At 59.5% G+C, this 24,217-nt stretch carries 26 protein-coding genes; 20 read left to right on the top strand and 6 right to left on the bottom strand.

Annotation, left to right across the window (positions count from 1 at the left end):
* The first annotated feature begins 190 nt into the window (after positions 1 to 190).
* The 10 genes from HU754_RS21885 to HU754_RS21840 all read left to right on the top strand — a co-directional run bounded on the left by HU754_RS21885 (position 191) and on the right by HU754_RS21840 (position 11,273).
* Positions 191 to 907, top strand: coding sequence for a FadR/GntR family transcriptional regulator (locus HU754_RS21885; RefSeq protein WP_093435405.1), 717 nt, complete (start codon positions 191 to 193; stop codon positions 905 to 907).
* A gap of 133 nt (positions 908 to 1,040) precedes the next feature.
* A complete protein-coding gene (locus tag HU754_RS21880) occupies positions 1,041 to 1,916 on the top strand; it encodes an SMP-30/gluconolactonase/LRE family protein (RefSeq protein ID WP_186620476.1) in 876 nt (291 codons plus the stop codon).
* A 270-nt stretch (positions 1,917 to 2,186) separates the two neighbouring features.
* Positions 2,187 to 3,005 (top strand): SDR family oxidoreductase, encoded by an 819-nt coding sequence (locus HU754_RS21875; protein ID WP_186620478.1) that lies wholly within the window; start codon positions 2,187 to 2,189, stop codon positions 3,003 to 3,005.
* A gap of 135 nt (positions 3,006 to 3,140) precedes the next feature.
* The gene (locus HU754_RS21870; RefSeq protein ID WP_095120568.1) at positions 3,141 to 4,145 is read left to right on the top strand and encodes a substrate-binding domain-containing protein; all 1,005 of its coding nucleotides are present in this window, start codon (positions 3,141 to 3,143) and stop codon (positions 4,143 to 4,145) included.
* A gap of 53 nt (positions 4,146 to 4,198) precedes the next feature.
* Positions 4,199 to 5,746 carry an L-arabinose ABC transporter ATP-binding protein AraG gene (gene araG / locus HU754_RS21865; RefSeq protein WP_186620480.1) on the top strand — a complete coding sequence of 516 codons (1,548 nt, stop codon included), beginning with the start codon at positions 4,199 to 4,201 and terminating at the stop codon, positions 5,744 to 5,746.
* Between the two features lie 12 nt (positions 5,747 to 5,758).
* Positions 5,759 to 6,727, top strand: coding sequence for an L-arabinose ABC transporter permease AraH (gene araH, locus HU754_RS21860; RefSeq protein ID WP_026000669.1), 969 nt, complete (start codon positions 5,759 to 5,761; stop codon positions 6,725 to 6,727).
* A gap of 259 nt (positions 6,728 to 6,986) precedes the next feature.
* Positions 6,987 to 7,700, top strand: coding sequence for a GntR family transcriptional regulator (locus HU754_RS21855; protein ID WP_093435395.1), 714 nt, complete (start codon positions 6,987 to 6,989; stop codon positions 7,698 to 7,700).
* Positions 7,697 to 8,695, top strand: a complete 999-nt coding sequence (locus HU754_RS21850) for an ADP-ribosylglycohydrolase family protein (RefSeq protein ID WP_095125196.1) — start codon at positions 7,697 to 7,699, stop codon at positions 8,693 to 8,695. The genes HU754_RS21855 and HU754_RS21850 overlap by 4 nt, the downstream gene beginning before the upstream one ends.
* Before the next feature lie 189 nt (positions 8,696 to 8,884).
* Complete coding sequence (locus HU754_RS21845) at positions 8,885 to 10,351, top strand: purine-cytosine permease family protein (protein WP_093435390.1); 1,467 nt, start codon at positions 8,885 to 8,887, stop codon at positions 10,349 to 10,351.
* Complete coding sequence (locus tag HU754_RS21840; protein WP_186620482.1) at positions 10,344 to 11,273, top strand: PfkB family carbohydrate kinase; 930 nt, start codon at positions 10,344 to 10,346, stop codon at positions 11,271 to 11,273. Before HU754_RS21845 ends, HU754_RS21840 begins: the two co-directional genes overlap by 8 nt.
* A gap of 107 nt (positions 11,274 to 11,380) precedes the next feature.
* On the opposite strand, the gene HU754_RS21835 is transcribed toward HU754_RS21840, so the two are convergent.
* The 5 genes from HU754_RS21835 to HU754_RS21815 all read right to left on the bottom strand — a co-directional run bounded on the left by HU754_RS21835 (position 11,381) and on the right by HU754_RS21815 (position 14,510).
* Positions 11,381 to 11,761, bottom strand: coding sequence for a Rho termination factor N-terminal domain-containing protein (locus HU754_RS21835; protein WP_186620484.1), 381 nt, complete (start codon positions 11,759 to 11,761; stop codon positions 11,381 to 11,383).
* A 63-nt stretch (positions 11,762 to 11,824) separates the two neighbouring features.
* Entirely contained in the window at positions 11,825 to 12,082 is a 258-nt protein-coding gene (locus HU754_RS21830) for a hypothetical protein (RefSeq protein ID WP_016986009.1), read from the bottom strand.
* A 44-nt stretch (positions 12,083 to 12,126) separates the two neighbouring features.
* Positions 12,127 to 12,468, bottom strand: coding sequence for a hypothetical protein (locus HU754_RS21825; RefSeq protein WP_007908306.1), 342 nt, complete (start codon positions 12,466 to 12,468; stop codon positions 12,127 to 12,129).
* Positions 12,469 to 12,550: 82 nt separating this feature from the next.
* The gene (locus HU754_RS21820; protein ID WP_186620486.1) at positions 12,551 to 13,747 is read right to left on the bottom strand and encodes an MFS transporter; all 1,197 of its coding nucleotides are present in this window, start codon (positions 13,745 to 13,747) and stop codon (positions 12,551 to 12,553) included.
* 109 nt (positions 13,748 to 13,856) lie between these two features.
* Positions 13,857 to 14,510 carry an HD domain-containing protein gene (locus HU754_RS21815; protein ID WP_186620488.1) on the bottom strand — a complete coding sequence of 218 codons (654 nt, stop codon included), beginning with the start codon at positions 14,508 to 14,510 and terminating at the stop codon, positions 13,857 to 13,859.
* A 230-nt stretch (positions 14,511 to 14,740) separates the two neighbouring features.
* Here HU754_RS21815 and HU754_RS21810 point away from each other — a divergent pair, with 230 nt between their 5' ends.
* The 10 genes from HU754_RS21810 (at position 14,741) to HU754_RS21765 (ending at position 23,133) form a co-directional block, all read left to right on the top strand.
* Positions 14,741 to 15,220, top strand: coding sequence for a GNAT family N-acetyltransferase (locus HU754_RS21810; RefSeq protein ID WP_186620490.1), 480 nt, complete (start codon positions 14,741 to 14,743; stop codon positions 15,218 to 15,220).
* A 159-nt stretch (positions 15,221 to 15,379) separates the two neighbouring features.
* Entirely contained in the window at positions 15,380 to 16,042 is a 663-nt protein-coding gene (locus HU754_RS21805; protein WP_186620492.1) for a hypothetical protein, read from the top strand.
* Positions 16,039 to 16,533: a PAAR domain-containing protein gene (locus HU754_RS21800; RefSeq protein ID WP_093435374.1), complete on the top strand. Its 495-nt coding sequence runs from the start codon at positions 16,039 to 16,041 to the stop codon at positions 16,531 to 16,533. The genes HU754_RS21805 and HU754_RS21800 overlap by 4 nt, the downstream gene beginning before the upstream one ends.
* Before the next feature lie 5 nt (positions 16,534 to 16,538).
* Positions 16,539 to 17,267 carry an alpha/beta hydrolase family protein gene (locus HU754_RS21795; RefSeq protein WP_186620494.1) on the top strand — a complete coding sequence of 243 codons (729 nt, stop codon included), beginning with the start codon at positions 16,539 to 16,541 and terminating at the stop codon, positions 17,265 to 17,267.
* Position 17,268: 1 nt separating this feature from the next.
* A complete protein-coding gene (locus HU754_RS21790) occupies positions 17,269 to 17,790 on the top strand; it encodes a hypothetical protein (protein WP_093435370.1) in 522 nt (173 codons plus the stop codon).
* Positions 17,791 to 17,944: 154 nt separating this feature from the next.
* Entirely contained in the window at positions 17,945 to 18,934 is a 990-nt protein-coding gene (locus tag HU754_RS21785; protein ID WP_186620496.1) for a 2-dehydro-3-deoxygalactonokinase, read from the top strand.
* 19 nt (positions 18,935 to 18,953) lie between these two features.
* Positions 18,954 to 19,574, top strand: a complete 621-nt coding sequence (locus HU754_RS21780; protein ID WP_186620498.1) for a 2-dehydro-3-deoxy-6-phosphogalactonate aldolase — start codon at positions 18,954 to 18,956, stop codon at positions 19,572 to 19,574.
* 61 nt (positions 19,575 to 19,635) lie between these two features.
* Positions 19,636 to 20,784, top strand: coding sequence for a galactonate dehydratase (gene dgoD, locus HU754_RS21775; protein WP_007908327.1), 1,149 nt, complete (start codon positions 19,636 to 19,638; stop codon positions 20,782 to 20,784).
* Between the two features lie 174 nt (positions 20,785 to 20,958).
* Positions 20,959 to 22,269, top strand: coding sequence for an MFS transporter (locus HU754_RS21770; RefSeq protein ID WP_093435366.1), 1,311 nt, complete (start codon positions 20,959 to 20,961; stop codon positions 22,267 to 22,269).
* A gap of 60 nt (positions 22,270 to 22,329) precedes the next feature.
* Entirely contained in the window at positions 22,330 to 23,133 is an 804-nt protein-coding gene (locus HU754_RS21765; protein ID WP_093435365.1) for an IclR family transcriptional regulator, read from the top strand.
* Here the strand turns inward: HU754_RS21765 and HU754_RS21760 are convergent.
* The gene (locus HU754_RS21760; protein WP_186620500.1) at positions 23,130 to 24,182 is read right to left on the bottom strand and encodes an NAD(P)-dependent alcohol dehydrogenase; all 1,053 of its coding nucleotides are present in this window, start codon (positions 24,180 to 24,182) and stop codon (positions 23,130 to 23,132) included. The genes HU754_RS21765 and HU754_RS21760 overlap by 4 nt on opposite strands.
* Positions 24,183 to 24,217 lie beyond the last annotated feature (35 nt).

Genomic DNA, 24,217 nt, shown 5'->3' with positions numbered 1-24,217 from the left:
CCCGAACTGTGGGAGCGAGCCTGCTCGCGAAAGCGGTGTATCAGTCAGCCTGAGTATTGACTGACCTACCGCTTTCGCGAGCACGCTCGCTCCCACATTTGGTTTTGTGGGTTGCCTGAAAAATCCTGATTGACTGTTAATCATATGATGATTAGCGTGTTCACCTATCGCGACCTGCTTTGAGGTGTTCATGTCCAGCAGCTTTCATTCGTCGACCGTTGACTGGCTTGGCAGCTGGATTGCCGCTGGCCAGGTCAAGCCGGGGCAGACCATCAAGGTTGAGGCCGATCTGGGTGAACAACTCGGCGTCAGTCGTACGGTTATTCGCGAAGCAATCAAGACCCTCGTTGCCAAAGGCATGCTCGAAGTCGGGCCGAAAGTCGGCACCCGCGTGCTGCCGGTGCGGCGCTGGAACCTGTTCGATCCGCAAGTGGTCGGTTGGCTGTCGCGCAACGGCCTGCCGGAAAATTTCGTCGATGACTTGCTCGACCTGCGCCGTACCATCGAACCGATGGCCGTGCGCTGGGCGTGTGAGCGGGCGACGCTGGACCAGATCGAAGCGGTGCAACTGGCTTACAACGCCCTCGAGCGCGCGGTCGACAGCGGCACCGATTACAACCGCGCCGACCAGTTCTTCCACGAATGCATCCTCGCGGCCAGCCACAATCAATTCATTGAACAAATGGTTCCGGCCCTCGGCGCATTGCTGGCGGTGTCGTTCGAAGTATCTGCTGCCGATCCGGATGAACTGCGCCGCACCTTGCCGATCCACAAGGACATGGCCGACGCCATCGCCGCCCGGGATTCCGCGCGGGGCGTGTGGGCGTGCATGACCCTGATCGACAATGCGGACCTGGCGATCAAACGCTTCTACCCGAAAGTCATGGCCGACAAAAAAGCTGGTTAATACAAATTTCCCTGTGGGAGCGAGCCTGCTCGCGAAGGCGGTGTATCAGGCAACTCATGCATCGACTGACACGACGCCTTCGCGAGCAGGCTCGCTCCCACATTAAAACAACAACAAGATCCAAGGAGTTGTCATGACGTGGACCGCCCTGACCCAACACCGCGCCCGACTCGGTGAAGGCCCGTTCTGGGACGCACCGACGCAGGCGTTGTACTGGGTGGACATCGCCGGCAAACAGGTCCTGCGCCTGATCGGCCAGAACGTGCAGATCTGGCAGATGCCCGAACACGTTTCCGCGTTCATCCCCTGCGCCAGCGGCGATGCACTGGTGACCCTGAGCAGCGGCGTCTATCGTCTCGACCTCGATTCCCCGGGCCTCGAACCACGACTGACGCTGTTCTGCGTCGCCGACCCGCAACCGGGCAATCGCCCCAACGAAGCGCGTTGCGATGCTCAGGGGCGACTGTGGCTCGGCACCATGCAAAACAACATCGGCGAGCAGGGCGAAGATCTGCCGATCACCCAGCGCTGCGGTGGCCTGTTCCGCATTGATCCGGATAAACGGGTCACGCCATTGCTGCGCGGCCTGGGCATTCCCAATACGTTGCTGTGGAGCGACGACGGCACCACAGTCCTGTTCGGTGACAGTCTCGAGGACACGCTGTATCGCTATTTTATTCACGCCGACGGCAACCTTGATGTGGCCACTCCCTGGTACGGCCCTGATCAGAACGGTGGCCCGGACGGTTCAGCAATGGATGCCGAAGGCTACGTGTGGAATGCCCGCTGGGACGGTAGCTGCCTGCTGCGCCTGACGCCTGACGGCAAGGTCGACCGCAGGATTGATCTGCCAGTCAGCCGCCCGACCAGTTGTGTGTTCGGCGGTGAAGACCTGAAAACCCTGTACATCACCAGTGCCAAGAGTCCGCACAACCATCCGCTGGATGGCGCGGTGCTGTCGATGCGCGTGGATGTCGCAGGAAAACTCTGTACACGGTTTGCCAGTTAAATCCCAAAATATGGGATGCAAAATTATATATTGAGATTATTCGGCAGTCGGGTTTATAGTCGGCTCCAGCAGTAACACGCACTCACACTTAAAAAAACAAAACAGGTGAAGTGATGCAGCGAATGTCTATCGCACTCCCGTGTGGAGTCCGCGTCTCGCAACGGCCCCAAGCTGTCGCGTGCGCTTGCCTGTTTCGTTCCAACCGCCTTCCAGACCGGACATCGGCAGATGCCCGGTTTTTTTGTGCTTGCGAAACAGGAGTCCTGATCCATGGCTGAACCTCTTTCCCTGCCGCCGGTGCCCGCACCGCCGAAGGGCGAGCGTCTGAAAAACAAGGTCGTGCTGCTGACCGGCGCCGCGCAAGGCATCGGCGAAGCCATTGTTGCGGCGTTCGCCTCGCAGCAAGCGAAACTGGTGATCAGTGATATTCAGGCGGAAAAAGTCGAGACGGTTGCCGTGCACTGGCGTGAGCAAGGTTACGACGTGCAAGCGCTGAAGGCGGATGTCTCGCATCAGCCCGACCTGCATGCCATGGCCAAACGCGCCGTTGAGCTGCACGGGCGCATCGATGTGCTGGTCAACTGCGCCGGGGTCAACGTGTTCCGTGATCCGCTGGCCATGACCGAAGAAGACTGGCGTCGCTGCTTCGCCATTGATCTGGACGGCGCCTGGTTTGGTTGCAAGGCAGTGCTGCCGCAGATGATCGAGCAGGGCGTCGGCAGCATCATCAATATCGCCTCGACCCATTCCAGCCACATCATTCCCGGCTGCTTTCCGTACCCGGTGGCCAAACACGGTTTGCTCGGCCTGACCCGCGCGCTCGGCATCGAATACGCGGCGAAAGGTATTCGCGTCAACGCCATCGCGCCGGGCTATATCGAAACGCAACTGAACGTCGATTACTGGAACGGTTTCGCCGACCCGCACGCCGAGCGTCAGCGCGCCTTCGATCTGCACCCGCCGAAACGCATCGGTCAGCCGCTCGAAGTGGCAATGACGGCGGTGTTTCTGGCCAGTGATGAAGCGCCGTTCATCAATGCTTCATGCATCACCATCGATGGTGGTCGCTCGGTGATGTACCACGACTGAGCACAGTGGATTTTACGCGGATAAATCCGTGTGAAATCCAATCATCATACGATATGACTATTTTCAACAGGCATTGCAGGAACACGCTTTAACGCTTTTCAAACATTGCTCAAAAAAATAACAAGGAGTCAGCTTATGAAACGTCGTTTCGGGATTCGTACCCTGTGCAGTACCGCCCTGGCGGTCACCGCGTTCAGCCTGAGCAGTGCCCTGCTCGCTGCCGACACCGTGAAAATCGGTTTTCTGGTCAAGCAGGCGGAAGAACCGTGGTTCCAGACCGAATGGGCCTTCGCCGAGAAAGCCGCCAAGGACAAGGGCTTTGAACTGATCAAGATTGCCGTGCCGGACGGTGAGAAAACCCTCTCGGCGATCGACAGTCTTGCTGCCAACGGTGCCAAGGGCTTCGTGATTTGCCCGCCGGACGTCTCGCTCGGCCCGGCAATCATGGCCAAGGCCAAACTCAACGACCTGAAAGTGATTGCCGTCGATGACCGTTTCGTCGACGCCAACGGCAAGTTCATGGAAGACGTGCCGTACCTCGGCATGGCCGCGTTTGAAGTCGGCCAGAAACAGGGCAACGCCATGGTCGCCGAAGCGAAGAAACGTAACTGGGACTGGAAAGACACTTACGCGGTCGTCAACACCTACAACGAACTCGACACCGGCAAGAAGCGCACCGACGGTTCGGTGAAATCCCTCGAGGACGCCGGGATGCCGAAGGATCACATTCTGTTTGCCGCACTGAAAACCCTCGACGTACCGGGCAGCATGGACGCCACCAACTCGGCGCTGGTGAAACTGCCGAGCGGCGCAAAAAACCTGATCATCGGCGGTATGAACGACAACACCGTGCTCGGCGGCGTGCGCGCCACCGAAGCCGCCGGGTTTGCTGCGGCCAACGTGATCGGCATCGGCATCAACGGCACCGACGCCATCGGCGAACTGAAAAAGCCTAACAGCGGCTTCTTCGGCTCGATGCTGCCAAGCCCGCACATCGAAGGCTACAAGACTGCCGAGATGATGTACGAGTGGGTCACCACCGGCAAAGAACCGCCGAAGTACACCGCGATGGACGACGTCACCCTGATCACCCGCGAGAACTTCAAGCAAGAGCTGGAAAAAATCGGCCTGTGGAACTGACGCAGTGGCGGCCCGGGCAGCCGGGCCGTTTTTCGGTGTGAAGAGGTGGCTTTATGCACGCGCAAGTACAAACACAAGAACAACACGGTGCCAGCGGCAGCCTGCGCTTCAACGGGATCGGCAAAACCTTTCCCGGGGTGAAGGCGCTGGACGCTATCAGCTTTGTCGCCCATCCCGGTCAGGTTCACGCCTTGATGGGCGAGAACGGCGCTGGCAAATCGACCCTGCTGAAAATCCTCGGCGGTGCTTACATCCCGAGCAGCGGCGAGTTGCAGATCGGCGAGCAGACCATGGCGTTCAAGTCGACCGCTGACAGCATCGGCAGCGGCGTCGCGGTGATTCACCAGGAGTTGCATCTGGTGCCGGAAATGACCGTCGCCGAAAACCTGTTTCTCGGCCATCTGCCGGCCAGTTTCGGTTTGATCAATCGCGGTGTCCTGCGTCAGCAAGCGTTGAACTGCCTCAAAGGCCTGGCCGACGAAATCGATCCGCAGACCAAGGTCGGGCGCTTGTCCCTCGGCCAGCGGCAACTGGTGGAAATCGCCAAGGCGCTGTCGCGCGGTGCCCACGTCATCGCTTTCGACGAGCCGACCAGCAGCCTTTCGGCCCGCGAGATCGACCGCTTGATGGCAATCATCGGCCGCTTGCGTGACGAGGGCAAAGTCGTGCTCTACGTTTCCCACCGCATGGAAGAAGTGTTCCGCATCTGTGACGCCGTGACGGTGTTCAAGGACGGTCGCTACGTGCGCACCTTCGACGACATGAGCCAGTTGACCCACGATCAACTGGTGACCTGCATGGTCGGTCGCGACATTCAGGACATCTACGATTATCGCCATCGACCACGCGGTGCCGTCGCGCTGAAGGTTGATGGTTTGCTCGGCCCGGGTCTGCGCGAGCCGATCAGTTTCGAAGCGCACAAAGGTGAAATCCTTGGCCTGTTCGGATTGGTCGGGGCAGGGCGCACCGAGCTGTTTCGCCTGCTCAGCGGGCTGGAACGCAACACCGCCGGACGCCTCGAATTGCGCGGTCACGAACTGAAACTGCGCTCACCGCGCGACGCGATTGCTGCGGGCATTCTGCTCTGCCCGGAAGATCGCAAGAAGGAAGGCATCATCCCGCTGGCCAGCGTCGCCGAAAACATCAACATCAGCGCACGCGGCGCTCATTCCGGCCTCGGTTGCCTGATTCGTGGTCTGTGGGAAAAGGGCAACGCCGACAAACAGATCAAAGCGCTGAAAGTGAAAACCCCGCACGCCGGCCAGCAGATCAAATTCCTCTCCGGCGGCAATCAGCAGAAGGCCATTCTCGGTCGCTGGCTGTCGATGCCGATGAAGGTCCTGCTGCTCGACGAACCGACGCGCGGCATCGACATCGGTGCCAAAGCCGAGATTTACCAGATCATCCATAACCTCGCCGCCGACGGCATTTCGGTGATCGTGGTGTCCAGCGATCTGATGGAAGTGATGGGCATTTCCGACCGCATTCTGGTGCTCTGCGAAGGCGCCCTGCGCGGCGAAATCGGCCGCGATCAGGCCAATGAATCCAACCTGCTGCAACTGGCTTTGCCGCGCCACCGCGCTGACGGCGTGGCGAACTGAGAGGTGACTATGATGACAACCCAAAACGAAACCCTGCCGAAAGAGCGCAAGCCGCTGGACATGCGACGCTTCCTTGATGACTGGGTCATGTTGCTGGCGGCTGTGGGCATATTCGTTGCCTGCACGCTGCTGATCGACAACTTCCTCTCGCCGCTGAACATGCGTGGCCTGGGCTTGGCGATTTCCACCACCGGGATTGCCGCGTGCACGATGTTGTACTGCCTGGCGTCGGGGCATTTCGACCTGTCGGTGGGCTCGGTGATTGCCTGCGCCGGGGTGGTTGCGGCGGTGGTGATGCGTGACACCAATAGCGTGTTTCTCGGTGTCAGCGCGGCGCTGGTGATGGGCCTGATTGTCGGGTTGATCAACGGGATCGTGATTGCCAAGTTGCGCGTCAATGCGTTGATCACGACGTTGGCGACCATGCAGATCGTTCGCGGTCTGGCTTACATTTTTGCCAACGGCAAAGCAGTGGGCGTGTCGCAGGAATCGTTCTTCGTTTTCGGCAATGGCCAGTTGTTTGGCGTGCCGGTGCCGATTCTGATCACCATTGTTTGCTTCCTGTTTTTTGGTTGGCTGTTGAATTACACCACCTACGGGCGCAACACCATGGCCATCGGTGGCAACCAGGAAGCGGCGTTGCTCGCGGGTGTGAACGTTGACCGGACCAAGATCATTATCTTTGCCGTGCATGGTGTGATCGGTGCGTTGGCGGGGGTGATTCTGGCGTCGCGGATGACCTCGGGGCAGCCGATGATTGGTCAGGGATTTGAGCTGACGGTGATCTCGGCGTGCGTGTTGGGCGGGGTGTCGTTGAGCGGTGGGATCGGCATGATTCGGCATGTGATTGCCGGGGTGTTGATTTTGGCGATTATTGAGAATGCGATGAACTTGAAGAATATTGATACGTTTTATCAGTATGTGATTCGGGGTTCGATTCTGCTGCTGGCCGTCGTGATTGACCGTCTGAAACAACGCTGAGTCAAAGGCTACCCTCATCGGAACGCCGCCCGCCCAGCCCTCTCCCAGAGGGAGAGGGGAAAGGGAGCAGATCTCTTAGCTTTTCAAACCTGAGTTCGACTGGATATTTCAGGTCGATGTAATTGGAATAAACACCTCGATCAGTTCCCTCTCCCTCCGGGAGAGGGCTAGGGTGAGGGGCTTTTGATTCTCCCGCCTTTCGTCACTCTCCCCAAATATTCCTTGCTCGCCCGCACCCGTTTCGGGTATCAATTTGTACATGATTAGACAGGTACGATTTGACAAGAAACAACGGGTGGTCGACGAACTCGTCCGGCGCATCGAAAGCGGCCTCATGGAGGACGGCTTTCTGTTGCCCGGCGAACATCAGTTGGCTCAAGAATTCCAAGTCAGCCGAGGCACGCTGCGCGAAGCACTGGCCGAACTGAAACGGCGCAATTACATCGCCACGCAAAGCGGCGTCGGATCCATCGTCACTTTCGACGGTGTCGCGCTCGACCAGCGCAGCGGCTGGGCGCAGGCGCTGGCCGACAGCGGCGCGCTGATCAACACCGAAGTGCTGCGTCTGGAAGCCGTGACCCGGCCCGATCTGCTCTCGCGGTTCGGCACTGACCAATTCATCACCCTCGACCGTCGCCGCCGCTCTAACGAAGGCACACTGGTCTCCCTCGAACGCTCTTTGATGCCGGCCACTGGCGGCCTGGAAAGCCTGCCGCGTGTCGGTCTGATCGACAATTCCCTGACCATCACCCTTGCCGCATACGGCTACATCGGCGAACGCGGTGATCAGTGGATCGGTGCCGAGCCGTTGAATGCCGAAGACGCCGAATTGCTCGGGCGCCCGGTCGGCACCGTTTTCCTCAAGGCGTTGCGTACCACCTATGATCGCCAGAACCGTTTCATGGAGTTGGTCGAAAGCCTGCTCGATCCGGTGCATTTCCGTTTGCACCTGCAATTTGGAGAATCGAAATGACCGCGCTCAACCGTGCCCTTGGTGCTTTCTATGGCCTGGCCCTCGGTGATGCACTGGGCATGCCGACGCAATCGCTGAACCGCGAAACCATCAAGACCCGCTTCGGCACAATCACTGATCTGCAGGATGCAGGTCCCTTGCAACCGATCGCCGCAAACATGCCCAAAGGCTCGATCACCGACGACACTGAACAAGCCATTCTGGTCGGTGAGTTGCTGGTCGAAGGCAAAGGCCGCATCGAACCGGCGATCCTCGCGCAACGCTTGATCGAGTGGGAAGCCGAGATGCAGGCCAAGGGCTCGCAGGACTTGCTCGGGCCGTCGACCAAGCGCGCCATCGAAATGATCCTCGCCGGCCATTCGCCGGAAGAGGCCGGACGCTACGGCACCACCAACGGCGCGGCCATGCGCATTACGCCGGTAGGGATCGCGGCGGATGTTGCCGATCCTCAGCGGTTTATCGCAGCGGTGGTACAGGCCTGTCAGGTCACCCACAACACCACGCTGGGGATTTCCAGTGCGGCGGCGGTGGCAGCGGTGGTATCTGCCGGCATCAATGGCATGGACCTGGGCGAGGCGTTGAACCTCGGCCAGCACATCGCTCAGCAAGCCGAGGCGCACGGGCACTGGGTGGCCGGTGGGCGCATTGGCTCGCGAATCAGTTGGGCGCGCACCATCAGTGTCGATAGCGACAAGGCTTTGCTGGCGGATCTGCTCTATGACGTGATCGGTACTTCGGTGGCGTCGCAGGAATCGGTGGTGGTTTCGTTTGCCCTGGCGCAGCAAGTGGCTGTCGGCGAGATGAGCGCGTTTGATGCGCTGTGCATGGCCGCCAGTCTTGGCGGTGACACTGACACCATCGCGGCGATTCTCGGCGCCATGCTCGGGGCCTGCCTGGGTCTTGAGAGCTGGCCAGTGCCGATGATCGACACGGTCAAATCGGTTAATCACCTGGAGCTTGAGCCGTTGGTGCAGGGGCTGTTGGCCTTGCGCTGACTGGGCTGACGCTTTCGCGAGCAGGTACGGCGTGATCCCTGTGGGAGCGAGCCTGCTCGCGAAAGCCGCACCGCGAATTTCGAATTTTTAACCCGCAATGGATCGCGCAGACAGGCCGAGGACGGCCGCGATGTCTTGTCGTTTTGCATCATTGCCACAACCACAAAAAAGGCAAACAGGAGCATCTTCATGAGTTCATCAAACGCCGGGCAAAGCGCCGGGCAACTGGAAACCCGCGGCATCGAACCGGTGCCGGAAGCCGAGTGCAACGGCCATCCGCTGCAACTGTTCTGGGTCTGGTTCGCCGCCAACATTTCCATCCTCGGTCTGCCGCTGGGCGCCACGCTGGTGGCGTTTCGCGGGCTGGCGATCTGGCAGGCAATCATCGTCGCAATCATCGGCGCTGCCGGTTCGTTCGCGGTGGTCGGGATCATCTCGATTGCCGGTCGACGTGGCCGCGCACCGAGCCTGACCTTGTCGCGGGCGATCTTCGGCGTGCGCGGCAATATCGGCCCGACGCTGGTCTCGCTGATGTCGCGCCTGGGTTGGGAAACCGTCAACACCACCACCGCAGCATTTGTGCTGTTGTCGCTGTGCTCGATCCTGTTCGGCTCACCCGTGGAAGCGAAAAGTGCGCCGATACTGACGTTGATCTTTATCGCGATTTTCGTGCTGCTGACTCTGTCGGTATCCGGCCTCGGCCACGCGACGCTGCTGGTGATCCAGAAGTGGGCGACCTACGTGTTCGGAGCGCTGAATCTTCTGGTCGGCGGTTTCCTCTGCGCGACCATCGACTGGAGCGCGGTGTTCAACGCTACGCCAGCGCCGATGAGCGCAATGATCATCGGCATTGGCACCATGGCCGCCGGCACCGGCATCGGTTGGGCCAACGCTGGCGCCGACATGTCGCGCTATCAGCATCGCAGCGTCAAGGCTGTACGTCTGGTCGCGTCTGCCGCGTTCGGTGCGGGCATTCCGCTGGTGCTGCTGATCACCCTCGGCGGCTTGCTGTCGGTGGGCAACAACGACCTCGCTTCGGCGACTGACCCGATTGTTGCAATCCGCGACATGCTCCCAACGTGGATGGCCGTGCCGTACCTGATCACGGCGTTCGGTGGCTTGTTGCTGTCGAACAACCTGTCGGTGTACTCCGCCGGTCTGACCACACTGACCCTTGGCCTGAAGGTCAAACGCGTCTACGCGGTGGTGGTCGATATCGTCGCGATTTTCGCCGGCTCGATCTACTTCATGCTGATCGCCGACAGTTTCTACGGCCCGTTCATCACCTTCATTTCCCTACTGGCGGTGCCGATCACCGCGTGGGTCGGGATCTTCGTCGTTGACCTGATTCACCGTCATTACTACAGCCCGAAAGACCTGCTCGACGTCAGCCCGAGCAGTGCCTACTGGTATCACGGCGGCATCGAGTGGCGCGCGTTCGGCGCGTGGGCGATTGCCATCGTCCTTGGCTTCAGTTTCACCACCATTGGCACTACCGCTGAAAACGTCTGGTTCAAAGGCTTTTTGTCCGACTCGTGGCTGGGCCACAACGGCCTCGGCTGGATCGTGACCTTCGTGGTGGCCGGTGGCATTTACTTTGTCCTCGGCGGGGCGAAAGACCGTCGCGCCGCGCAAACCGAGAATGCTCATGCCTAAGATGTTGCACACCGGCCAGGTCATCATCGACCTGGTCATGGCCGTGGATAAACTGCCGCAGATTGGCGGTGACGTGCTGGCGCAGTCGGCCGGTTTCGAAGCCGGTGGCGGGTTCAATGTGATGGCGGCAGCGGTGCGTAATGGCCTGCCGGTGGTTTATCTCGGTCGTCATGGCACTGGGCGTTTCGGTGATCTGGCGCGTGAAGCGATGAATGCCGAGGGGATTCACATCGGCATTCGCCAGCCTGCGCAGCGCGACACCGGGTTGTGTGTGGCGCTGACCGATGCGTCGGCGGAGCGCAGTTTCATTTCCTACATCGGCGCTGAAGGTGAGGTGACGGCGGAGGATCTGAACAGCGTTGCGGTCGAAGCGGGCGATTACGTTTATCTCAGTGGCTACAGCCTGTTGCACGAAGGCAAAGCGCAGGCGTTGCTCGACTGGACATTGGCGTTACCGGAGTCGATCAACGTGGTGTTCGATCCGGGCCCGTTGGTGGAATCGCCGGACTCGCCGCTGATGCAGGCGCTGCTGCCGCGCATTGATGTGTGGACCAGCAACAGTGTTGAAGCGCTGCGCTTTACCGGGGCTGAGGACATTGGCGCAGCGCTGGATCGACTCGCTGAGCACCTGCCCAAAGAGGTGCTGATGGTGGTGCGTGACGGGCCGCAGGGTTGCTGGATTCATCAGCGCGATGAGCGTCGGCATGTGCCCGGGTTTGCGGTTAAAGCGGTAGACAGCAATGGCGCCGGTGATGCCCATGCCGGGGTGTTTGTCGCCGGGTTGGCGCAGGGTTTGTCAGCGCATGAAGCGGCGCGGCGGGCGAATGCGGCAGCGGCTATTGCGGTGACACGCTGGGGGCCGGCGACTTCGCCGGGAGCGGCAGAGGTGGATGCGTTTATCATTGATTCCGGCGGCGCATGATCCACCGCTTTCGCGAGCAGGCTCGCTCCCACAGGGGATGTGTGAACGACATCGATCCAGTGTGGGAGCGAGCCTGCTCGCGAAGGCGCCGTCAATCTCACTCAAAGTCAGCTGGCCTTGCGCAATGCCTCAATCAGCTCCTGCTTACGCATCGATGATCGTCCGGGAATCTGCTTCGCACGAGCCTCTTTCATCAAACTATCGACTGTCTGCGTATCCTTCGACGCCTTGCTGTTACGCGAATGCCCTTCACGACTGGCCACCGCACGCCGCGATGACTCCTTGCGATCTTCAGACTTGGCACTCGGCGGTTTCTTGCGTCCCGAACCGCCAGCCTTTTCGCCGCCGCCCGATTGCTTGTTGACCGTCGCCCAGGCGCGCGCCTCAGCCACATCCTTCGACAGGCCTTTTTTCTCGTAGCTGTCTTCGATGTGCTCGGCTTTGCGCTTCTGTTCAGCGCTGTATTTGTCTTTGCTTCCACGAGGCATGGGACTTCTCCTCTTGTGTGCAGGTTCGACCGCTCGCCGCGTCGGCAGCGAGCGGCCGCAGGACTACTGCAGATCCAGCTTGCGCGCCGCCTCAACGCCAGCCGCACTGAGCTTGATCGGCAGGTTCAACGAATGTTCGCCAGCCTCGTTGCAGGTCACATGCCCGTGGTGAATCAGTCCACGATCCTGCAAAGCGGCGAGGGCGCTGGCCACGACCTTCTCGCCCCGGTAATTGTCCAGCACCTCCTTGCCCAGTCCACTCGGATGGGCGTGCAGCAGGCGGGTGAGGACTTCTTTTTCCAGGTTTTTATCGACGTTCATGGTTACCTCTTCATTGGATTGAACAGGACGCTCGCGTCGGCGAACTACTGACCGGAGCCTTCGGAACCGGAGCCACCGGTGGTGGTTTTCGAGCCAACGCCTGGGCCCGCGTTGTCTGGCGTGGCGGGGGCGTCGGGGGTGTTCATGCCGCCCTGCCGGCCCGGGTCGCTGCCCTGAGTGCGCGGGTCGGTGCCGGTGGCGGGAGGCTGATTGATCAAGGGCACGCCGGAGCCATCAGTATTCATACCGGGAGCACTGTTGATGGCGGGCGCGCGTGGCGGAGTCGGATCGGTAGGGCCGGTGCCCGCAGCGGTGGCGGATGCGGCGAAAACCGCAGGGCAGAGCAGGGCGCTGAATACAAAAGCGGTCAACCTTGACGGGATCATAGGGCTTCTCCAGTGATTGGAATCCTTACCTGTCGTTGGTCTGCCCAGTGATCGGATTGGTGCCTGATCAGCGACGAACGGTCTAGGTTGCCTGCGCGGCTTTCAGACTGATCCGCCGCCAGAGCAAGCGGCCAAGGGTAATCAGCCAGTTGGCCAACGCGACGATTAAAACCGTCAAAAGCAGCGTGCTCATGCCCTGCTCAACGATGATTTTCCCGGCCAATAGCGGGAAACCAAACACGCCGATGAAGTACGAAAGACTGAACAGCAACAAGGCCTGCGATGTAGTACCGGCCGGTGCTTCGTTGGCCGCCAGGCCGTTGATCACCGAATAGGTCAGGCCATAACCGACGCCGAGCGTCAGCGCCGCTAACAGATAGCTGAATCCGCTGTGCACACCGAACGCGAACAGCACAATCGAACCCAGCATCAGCCCCGACAGCAGGCACGATGCGCGCAAAGGATCACGCTTGACGACATATCCGGCGATCAACATCCGACTGCTGATTGCCGCGCTCATGAAACCGAGAAAAAATAACGAATAATCCAGCGAGCGGGCGGCGGCATAGCTGGTCTGAAAGCTCGACAATCCACCGAATACGCAACCGCCGAGACCAACCATGATGATCGGAAACAGCGCACGCGAGCCGAGCACTTGAGTGGTCGCTTGCCAGCTGATTTTTGCCGCTGTCGGGGTCTGCGTGCTTTTCAAACGAGCACCCAGCTGCCAGAACAGCAGCACCCCGATCAGGCTTGCCAGCGCCGCCAGATAAAACGCCGAGATCACTGGCAAGCCCAGCGCACTCGCTGCCCGTCCGAGTAAAGGGCCGCTTCCGATCCCGGTCATCATGCTGCCCGACAGCAGCGCGAAGTACTTGGCGCGCTGCGCCGGGGTCACCAGACTGGCGACGATGATCGGCCCCAAGGTATAGAAAACGCCCCAGCCCAATCCCAGCAACAAACCGAAAACCAATAACAGATGACCAAACCCTGGCGTCAGCGCAAAGCCCAGGCTCGCTGCTACCAGCAACAGACCAAACAGGGCAATCGAGCGCGCCGCCCCGAGCCAGTCCGACAGATGCCCGGACACCAGCACCGCCACAAACGTACTGAGCATCGCCGCCGAAATCACACTGCCGGCGTCGTGCTCATTGCCGCCGCGAGAACTGATCAACAGCGACAATAAAAACGTCGAGCCGTACGAAAGCGACAGCAGATAACTGGCGAGGCAGAACAGACCGAACAGCTTTCCTGAAACCTTGGGTGTTGCTTGCGACATGACGTGAATCCTTAAGCGGAAAAATTCAGCGTCATCTGTTTAACACGTCAGGCAGGCGGCTTAGGTCTGAGCTTGGCGAAGTCAGGATCACTGCACGCCGGAGTAATGCTCAAGCGAGGCCGATCTCTTCCTTGAACTGCTCCATGAATCCCTTCAGGCGCAGATGACGGACCTGCGCAAGACGCTGGCCGGCGACGGTCTGGAAACCGTCGGCGAGGTGCAGCAGTTTGGTCTGGAAATGATCGAGGCAAAAACGCGTGTCATCGTAATCGCGTTGTTTCGCTTCGGGATCCTGCGGGTCGTAGAGCGCCGAACCCATGCGCCCGGCGATGTAGAAAGTGCGGGCGACGCCGAGCATGCCGAGTGAGTCGAGCCGATCGGCGTCCTGGACGATTTTCGCTTCGAGGGTGAGCGGGGTGATGTTGGCGGAGAAACTGTGGGCTTCGATGGCGTGGGCGACGGCGGCGATTTTTTCTTCGGACCAGTTCAGATCGGCCAGCACTGACGAAGCTTTATCTGCCGCCAGCCGCGAAGCCTGCGAACGCAGTGGCGAATTCTTCTCGACGGCCACGCAATCGTGCAAGAGCACGGCGGCCAACAACACCTCAAGATCACCGCCTTCTTCTTCATGCAGCGTACGCACGTTGTGCCAGACCCGTTGCAGGTGGGCGAGGTCGTGAGCGCCGTCGTCGGACGGCTCCAATGCGTACGGCAGTAACTCTGCTGCCAGTGCCTCCACCGGTGTAAAAAACTCAAGGTTCATAAACATCCTTTTAGACTGTCGAAGTCACTGTGTGGGAGCGAGCCTGCTCGCGAATGCTGTCTGTCAATCAACAATGCAGGTGACTGAAAGGACGCTTTCGCGAGCAGGCTCGCTCCCACAGGGAACTGCAGTGTTTGCAACATTGCGCAGGGTAGTGTGTGTTTTGCCATGTGACGAGCGCCGCTCACCACCTTAGTATGGCGTTTTCCTTTTTCCGACAAGGCCCGTCCATGACGATCGAAATCCGCCCGGCGACCCCCAGCGATGCCCCGCAAATCCTCGCCTTCATCACTGAACTCGCCGATTTCGAAAAGGCCCGTCACGAAGTCATCGCCAGCGTTGCCGACATCGAACGCAGCCTGTTCAGCGAAGGCGCCACCGCCCACGGCCTGATCTGCCTACGCGACGGTTTGCCAATCGGTTTCGCGGTGTTCTTCTTCAGCTATTCGACCTGGCTCGGCAGCAACTGCCTGTACCTCGAAGACCTCTACATCACCCCCGAACAACGCGGCGGCGGTGCTGGCAAAACCTTGTTGCGTCACTTGGCGAAAATCGCCTGCGATAACGACTGCGGCCGCTTCGAATGGAGCGTGCTCGACTGGAACACGCCGGCCATCGATTTCTACAAGTCCCTCGGCGCGCAACCGCAGGAAGAGTGGGTGCGTTATCGCATGGATGGCAAAGTCCTGCGTGAGTTTGCCGAAGGCTGAGCACAATGATGGCAATCCGGAAGTAATTCGATTGTCGCCAACGCTCTAGTCCGGCATTCTACGCGCCATTTTTGCGCGCTCACGGACGACACCTGCAATGCCTCTGGCACAATTTCTCCACGCCCGTGGAGCCTTCGCCGTGTCAACGAGTGACCGGCGATGAGCGGACTACGGGTGTCAATGCGTCTGTATGGCCTGGTGAAAAACTCAGGCTCGAGCGACAACCCCAAGCGGCAACCGGTCGACATTCTCTGCATGACAAACCGCACGGGCGGCAGCGCGATTCGTGCGTTCGTGTCACGCCTTGATGCCGAGTTGATGACCCGCAGTGCCGGGCTCGCCGATTACCGCGTGATACCGCTACGCACCTTCGATCCGACGGCGTTTATCGACGCCCATCAAGGTTGGCTGACGCTGCACATTTGTTGTGGTTTCGTCGCCCCTGCCGGGCATTCGCTGCTCAAGGACGGCGGGTTGATGCCGATGGGCTGGTACGTCTATTCCGAGATCGGCCAGTGGACGGCCCAGCATCATCTGGACCTCGGCACACAAATGGCCGATTTGCTGCAATCGACTTACGAACGCAATCACCTGCGCAACTACAACGCCTGGCTCAACGAGCTGGATGACGCGACGCCTGCCGAGCTGGCATGGCATGTCGATCAAGCCTGGCAACATCTGCAAATCGCTACATCCCCCGACAGCCGTGAACATTGCCACGCCCTGTTCGACCCCGTCGACAACCGCTGGCGCTTCGCCGCGACCGACATCGATATTCATCAGCCGCCCCCGGAACCCCTGAAGCAAGGAGCTTTGAATTGAGTGGTAAACCCGCTGCACGCGTCACCGACCCGACCGCCTGCCCATTGCCAGGGCATGGCACCAACCCGATTGCCTCCGGCTCGCCGAACGTCTTCTTCGACGGCCTCGCCGCCGCGCGCATGACCGATAAATCGGCGTGTGGCAGCCCGATTACCGGAGCCGTTTCCGGCACCGTTTTTATCAACGGCTTGAATGCCGCCACGCTCGACAGCACCGGAGGCCACGGCAATGTCGTGGTGGGTGGCTCGGGGACGGTGATTATCGGCCAGAGTGGCGGAGGGGCAGCGTTTAGTGGGCTGTTGCCGATGCCGGTGCATTTTACGGACAGGTTGCAAGTGGTGAATGAAGCAACTGGCGAGCCGGTGCCCGATCATCCCTATGTGATTCAACGGGGCGATGGCAGCATGGAACACGGAATCACCAATGAGCAGGGCTTTACTCATATGGTCAGCTCGCATTTGGCCGAAACAATCAAACTGTTTGTAGAGTGATCGAAATGGAAGTCGCAAACCCTGCACTCAAAGATTGCAAAAACGAGGTGGTGAGTCACGAGTTGACTTGCAAAACCGATCAGACTGTAAAAACCGTGGCAATCAAAATCAAAAAAATCGTCGTGTTTTTCATTGGCGGGGCTGGAGACAAGGAGCCGTATTATCAAGATCAACCACCTCACGGTAACGTAACCAGTGCGCAGGTTTTATTGCCTAAAAAATTCAGCGACGCGCAAATTGGAAAAATAAAGTCGGTGTACCTTAGTTATAAGGATGTGCGCGGCAAGAAAGACATAGAAAAGTATGTGCTGAGTTATCTGAAAGGTGATAAATCAATTTATATAAGTATCGTCGGTCACAGTCTTGGAGGATGGAACGGCGCTCATCTGGCAGCCATACTCAAAGAACAGGGATTTACGGTGAAGTCCTTGGTCACGCTTGATCCTGTGGGCGGCGGACTGGGTGTCTGGCTGATTTCAGACATTTACGCCACCACCCCGAAGCCTGGTGCAGAGTACTGGATCAATATATTGGCTGCACCGGCGAAACCCAATCAGTCCGATGATGTCGCCGAGATGGGAGAACGCTGGGTTATGAGCTCGGGTCCTGATATCAATAAAGCGGTAGACACCAACCACGAAGATGCAGGCGTAATGTTCAAGGCGAGGATTCTTGGCGAACAGTCCGCATGTGATCTCATCGCTGAAAAAATGATCAAATACCTGGAGTCTTGACATGCGAGTGTTGCTTGCAGTTCTAGTTCTTTGTTTGTGTGCTTCGTGCGCAAAAAGAGTGCCATTACCAGAGACCGAAATTGAATTTGTTTCTGTTACCAAGCCTGGAGACAGTGCTCTTCTGGATGTTCGCTTCAGTTCAATGACTGATCTGTTGCGATTCTTCGAGATCAATGCCGGCCAACATCAGGTCGGCAATGCCTTGATCTGTTCATTGGATGAGAGTGGCTTCTTCGAAACAAAACAGGACCTGACCCGGTATCTCGAAGGGGAGGTCGTCGCGGTATTAAATGAATCTGCTGCGGGGCCATATGTGTATTCGGCTGAGGTCTCTGCGGTGCATACACCGGACGGTGGAACGCTGAGTACGTACTTCAATAAAAAACAACTGTTGATGGTATTGAGCGCGCGTCAGGTCGTGGCATGTAAGTTCAGGACAGCTGCCTACGCTTACGGTCCGTATTACTCAAAATCGATGAATATTCCTGCCAGTGTTTTCGTTCAGGCGATAGAGCGTCAGTAGTGATATTGATAACGGTGAATCACGGATCTGTTCGAGGAGGGTGGGTAGATGTAATTATCCCAAAATATGGGATGCAAAATTACATATTGAGATTTACCGTCTGAGAGGTCTATAGTCCGTCGCACTCACTGCCAAAAACAAAACAGGTGAAGCGATGCTGGCGCAATTGATCGCGCTCGACTGGGGGACGACCTCATTACGTGCTTACAAACTCGCGGCGGGCGGCGTGGTGCTGGAGCAGCGCGCGCTGTCGTCCGGGATCATGCAGTTGCCCAAGACCCCGCGAATCATCAACGGTCGCGAATGCGCCGATGGTTTTGAACTGGCGTTCGACGAGGCGTGCGGCGACTGGCTCGATGCGCAGCCGGATCTGCCGGTGATTGCCTGCGGCATGGTTGGCAGCGCACAGGGCTGGCGTGAAGCGGCCTACTGCGAGACGCCGGCGAACGTCGCCAATCTCGGAAACTCCCTACAAACAGTGATCAGTCTGCGCGGCACCGTGGTGCATATCGTGCCGGGCGTGATCCAACGTTCGCGTCTGCCGAATGTGATGCGCGGCGAAGAAACCCAGGTGCTTGGCGTGTTGCAGAATCTGCCGATTGAGGCGGGTGCTGATCTGTTGATCGGCCTGCCGGGCAGCCACTCGAAATGGGTGGACGTGGTCGATGGCTGCATCATTCACTTCGACACGTTTATGACCGGCGAAGTGTTCGCCGTGCTCAGTGAACACAGCATCCTCGGCCGGACCCTGAAGCAAGGCGCGACGTTCGATGCTCTGGCGTTTGACCGGGGCGTGCAGGTTGCGCAGTCGGCGGACGGTGAGCTTGGCGTGCTGTCGAGCTTATTCAGCGCCCGTACCTTAGGCCTGACCGGCGAACTCAGCCCGACCGAGCAGGCCGATTATCTGTCCGGCCTGATGATCGGCCATGAGCTGGCGGCGCTCGCCACGGTTCAGCGACGTCGCCGCGACAAGCCGAATCTCCCTTCGATCATCCTCATTGGCAATGCACAACTCTGTGCGCGCTACAGCCGCGCGCTCGATGCCTGTGGTTTCGCCAACGTGACGCTGGCCGAGCAGGCCACCGAGCGTGGCTTGTGGCAACTGGCGCTGGCCGCCGGACTGATTGATTCCTCATCCCGTTAACCCTGACTGGAGGCCTGACATGCTCAAGCAAGCACTGGCGCAAAACGGTCTGATCGCGATCCTGCGGGGCCTGCATCCGCAGGAAGCCGCCGCTGTCGGAGAAGTCCTGTATGCGACCGGATTTCGCGTCATCGAAGTACCGCTCAATTCCCCGTCGCCGTACGAAAGTATCCGCATTTTGCGTACGACCTTGCCCGCCGATTGCCTGATCGGTGCCGGCACGGTGTTGACCCCGGCACAGGTCGAGTTGGTGAAAGAAGCCGGCGGCCAAGTGATTGTCATGCCGCACAGTGACGCCAAGGTCTTGCGTGCGGCGAAAGCGGCGGGGCTGTTTCTGTCGCCGGGTGTCGCCACGCCGACCGAGGCCTTCGCGGCACTGGAGGAGGGCGCGGACATTCTCAAGATGTTTCCGGCAGAGCAGATGGGCCCGGCGGTCGTCAAAGCCTGGCTCGCAGTGTTGCCGACGGGAACAGTACTGGCGCCGGTCGGCGGCATCACCCCGGAAAATATGCAGGCGTTTATCGATGCCGGTGTAAAAGGTTTCGGTCTCGGCTCCGGCCTGTTCAAACCGGGCATGACACCGGAGCAAGTGGCGCTGAACGCCAAGGCTTACGTGGCTGCGTGGAAGGCCCTTCGCTAAGACTTTTTGGCGCTGTGTGCGCTGCATCTATAAGAGCTGCATTTACAAAAAGAGAGCAGAGATGAAAATCACCAAACTCACCACCTTCATCGTCCCGCCGCGCTGGTGCTTCCTCAAGGTCGAAACCGACGAAGGCGTGACCGGTTGGGGCGAACCCGTGGTTGAAGGGCGCGCGCATACCGTCGCGGCTGCCGTTGAAGAATTGTCCGACTACCTGATCGGCAAAGACCCACGCAATATCGAAGACATCTGGACCGTGCTCTATCGCGGCGGTTTCTACCGTGGCGGCGCGATTCACATGAGTGCGCTGGCCGGTATCGATCAGGCGCTGTGGGACATCAAGGGCAAGGCGCTCGGGGTGTCGGTCAGCGATCTGCTCGGTGGCCAGGTGCGCGACAAGATTCGCGTGTATTCGTGGATCGGTGGCGACCGTCCAGCGGACACCGCGCGTGCGGCGAAAGAGGCGGTGAGCCGTGGTTTCACCGCAGTAAAGATGAACGGCACCGAAGAGCTGCAGTTCCTCGATACCTTCGAAAAAGTCGATCTGGCGCTGGCCAATGTCGCCGCCGTGCGTGACGCGGTTGGGCCGAACGTCGGCATCGGTGTCGACTTCCATGGCCGCGTGCACAAGCCGATGGCCAAGGTGCTGATGAAGGAACTCGACCCGTACAAACTGATGTTTATCGAAGAACCGGTACTCAGCGAAAACTACGAAGCGCTGAAAGAGCTCGCACCGTTGACCAGCACGCCGATTGCTCTGGGTGAGCGGCTGTTTTCGCGTTGGGACTTTAAACGCGTGTTGAGCGAAGGTTACGTCGACATCATCCAGCCGGATGCCTCCCACGCGGGCGGCATCACCGAAACCCGCAAGATCGCCAACATGGCCGAGGCCTACGATGTGGCACTGGCGCTGCACTGCCCGTTGGGGCCGATTGCGCTGGCGGCGTGTTTGCAATTGGACGCGGCTTGTTACAACGCGTTTATCCAGGAGCAAAGCCTGGGCATCCATTACAACGAGAGCAACGATTTGCTCGACTACGTGAAGGATCCACGGGTGTTCGATTACGACAAAGGTTTTGTGAAGATTCCGAACGGCCCGGGGTTGGGTATCGAGATCAACGAGGAATACGTGATCGAGCGTGCGGCCGTTGGCCACCGCTGGCGCAACCCGATCTGGCGTCATGCCGATGGCAGTTTTGCCGAGTGGTGAGTCGTCCCTGACACACCCGATGAGATCGTTCCCACGCTCTGCGTGGGAATGCCTCAATGGACGCTCTGCGTGCGCTTTTGGGACGCGGAGCGTCCCCGGCTGCATTCCCACGCGGAGCGTGGGAACGATCAGGCCTCAGGCCGACCTCAATAAACATAAAAAGAGGCTCTCCCCATGCAACCGCAAACCCTCACCGGGCAGGCGTCTTTAGTCACGCCTAGCCGCAAGCGGTTTTTCATCATGGTGTTGCTGTTTATCACCGTGGTCATCAACTACCTCGACCGCAGCAACCTGTCGATTGCCGCGCCGGCGCTGACCAGTGAGCTGGGCATCGATCCGATTCACGTCGGTCTGATTTTCTCCGCGTTCGGCTGGACTTACGCCGCGATGCAGATCCCCGGCGGCTGGCTGGTCGATCGCGTGCCGCCGCGCATTCTTTACAGCGTCGCGTTGCTGCTGTGGTCGATTGCCACGGTGATGCTCGGTTTCGCGGCCAGCTTCATTGCGCTGTTTGTGTTGCGCATGGCGGTCGGTGCACTGGAAGCGCCGGCTTATCCGATCAACAGTCGTGTGGTCACCACTTGGTTCCCCGAGCGTGAGCGCGCCACGGCCATCGGCTTCTACACCTCCGGACAATTTGTCGGCCTGGCATTTCTCACTCCGGTACTCGCTTGGCTGCAACATGAGTTCGGCTGGCACATGGTGTTCGTCGCCACCGGCGCCGTCGGCATTATCTGGGCGGCAATCTGGTACGCGGTCTATCGTGAGCCACGGGATTTCAAAGGTGCCAACGAAGCCGAAATCGACCTGATCCGCGAGGGCGGTGGTCTGGTCGATATTCAGCAAGAGTCCGCCAAGGTCAAAGCCAAATTCAGCTGGACCGATTTGGGCATCGTGCTGACCAAGCGCAAATTGTGGGGCATCTACCTCGGCCAGTTTTGCCTGAACTCGACGCTGTGGTTTTTCCTGACGTGGTTCCCGACCTATCTGGTGAAATATCGCGGCATGGACTTCATCAAGTCCGGCCTGCTGGCATCGCTGCCGTTTCTCGCTGCGTTCATTGGCGTGCTGTGCTCGGGATTCTTTTCCGACTTGCTGATCCGTCGCGGCTGCACGGTTGGTTTTGCGCGCAAGCTGCCGATCATTGGCGGGCTGCTGATTTCCACTTCGATCATTGGTGCCAATTTTGTTGAATCGACGCCGCTGGTGATTGCCTTTCTGGCGTTGGCATTTTTCGGCAACGGTCTGGCCTCGATCACCTGGTCGCTGGTGTCGACGCTGGCGCCGGCACGGTTGCTCGGGCTGACCGGCGGGGTGTTCAACTTCATCGGCAACCTGTCGGCGATCGCCACGCCGATCGTGATTGGCTTCCTTGCCAGCGGCGATTCGTTCGCGCCGGCGATCACCTACATCGCGGTGCTCGCCTTGGTCGGTGCGTTGTCCTATGTGCTGCTGGTCGGCAAGGTCGAGCGTATCGAGTTGTAGTGGTCTGCGTCGGGCGACCATAATGCCGCCCGTTCCCTCGCTCAACGGTAAAGGCTGGATATGCAGGAAGACGCTCCGGAAAAAACCAAGGACGCCGCGCCCACCGGCACCCAGACGCTGTTGCGTGGCTTGGGTGTGGTGCAAGCGGTGGCCAGTGGCGCCCGCGATCTCAAGGAGATTGCCCGGCTGATCGGTACCACGCGCAGCACCACCCATCGTCTGGCCAGTTGCCTGGTGGATGAGCGCTATCTGCGCGTGGTGCCGCAAATCGGTTACCTGCTCGGACCGAAGCTGATCGAACTGGGTTTCCAGGCGCGTGAGGAGTTGCCGCTGGTGACCCTGGCCGGGCCGTATCTGGACGAGTTGTCGGCGCTGACTGGTGACACCGTGCACTTGGGCATTCGCGAAGGCGATGAAGTGTTGTATCTGCTGAAAAATCCGGGGCGCAACGGCCCGGAAATGCGTTCGCGGGTCGGCCATCGCATGCCGCTGGCGCGCACCGGTATCGGCAAGGCGTTGATGCTCGATGACTCGCCGAAAGATTGGCAGCGTCTCTACGACATCAGTCTGCCGGCAGGTGGGAAGAGTCAGTTCTGGCCGCAGCATCCTCAGCAGTCGTGGGAGCAGCTTGAGCAGCGCATGACCGAGTACGTCGCCGGTGGCTACGCCTTCGATCTGGAGGACAACGAACCGTCGATCCGCTGCGTGGCGGCGCCGATTCGTGATGCGAGTAAGGGCATCGTGGCGGCGATCAGTATCGCCAGCACCGTGCCGTACATGCCGCTGGAAAAAATGGCCGAGCTGATTCCCCTGATCAAAGGGGTCACAGCCCGGCTCTCGGCGGAACTCGGTCTGAAGATTTAAACCTTGAGCGTTGCCATGTCGATCACGAAGCGGTACTTCACGTCACCGGCAATCATCCGGGCGTAAGCCTCGTTGATCTGGCGGATGTCGAGCATTTCGATGTCGCAAGTAATGTTGTGTTCGGCGCAGAAATCCAGCACTTCCTGGGTTTCTGCGACGCCACCGATCAACGAGCCGGCCAGCACGCGACGGCTCATCACCAGTTTGCCTGCGTGTACCGGTGGATAAATCGGTTCGATCAGGCCGACCAGAATGTGCACGCCGTCGAACCGCAGGGTGTCGAGGTACGGGTTGAGGTCGTGCTGCACCGGAATGGTGTCGAGCAGGAAGTCGAAGTAACCGGCAGCGGCTTTCATTTGCTCGGCGTCGGTGGAAACGATTACGTGATCGGCGCCCTGACGACGACCTTCTTCAGCCTTGCTCGCCGAGCGGGTGAACAGCGTGACTTCGGCGCCCATGGCCTTTGCGAACTTGATGCCCATGTGGCCCAGACCGCCCATGCCGAGAATCCCGACCTTGTCGCCCGCTTTTACACCGTAGTGCTTGAGCGGCGAGTAGGTGGTGATGCCGGCACAGAGAATCGGCGCGGCGCTGGCGAGTGCCAGTTTCTCCGGGATGCGCACGACGAAGTGTTCGCTGACGACGATGCTGTCCGAATAACCGCCCATGGTGTTGCTGCCGTCGACCCGGTCCGGGGTGGCATAGGTCATGGTCGGACCTTCGAGGCAATATTGCTCAAGGTTCGACTGGCAGGCTTCACAGGTGCGGCACGAGTCGACCATGCAGCCGACGCCGACCAGATCGCCTACTTTGTGTCGGGTGACGTTCGCACCAACGGCGGTGACTTTGCCGACGATCTCGTGGCCGGGCATCAACGGGTAAACGGCGATACCCCATTCGTTGCGCGCTTGGTGGATGTCGGAGTGGCAAACGCCGCAATACAGAATCTCGATCGCGACATCGTCGGCGCGCGGGCTGCGGCGTTCGAATTTCATCGGGGCGAGGGGGGTGGTGGCCGATTGGGCGGCATAACCGATAGCGGTGTACATGTGAAACCTCGCAAAAGCAGGAACAAGTGAGGCGG

This window comes from Pseudomonas zeae, assembly GCF_014268485.2.
In the GTDB taxonomy this organism is placed as follows: Bacteria; Pseudomonadota; Gammaproteobacteria; order Pseudomonadales; family Pseudomonadaceae; genus Aquipseudomonas; species Aquipseudomonas neuropathica.
The sequence above is the reverse complement of the archived record's forward strand: the minus strand, read 5'-3'. Positions and strand labels throughout refer to the sequence as shown.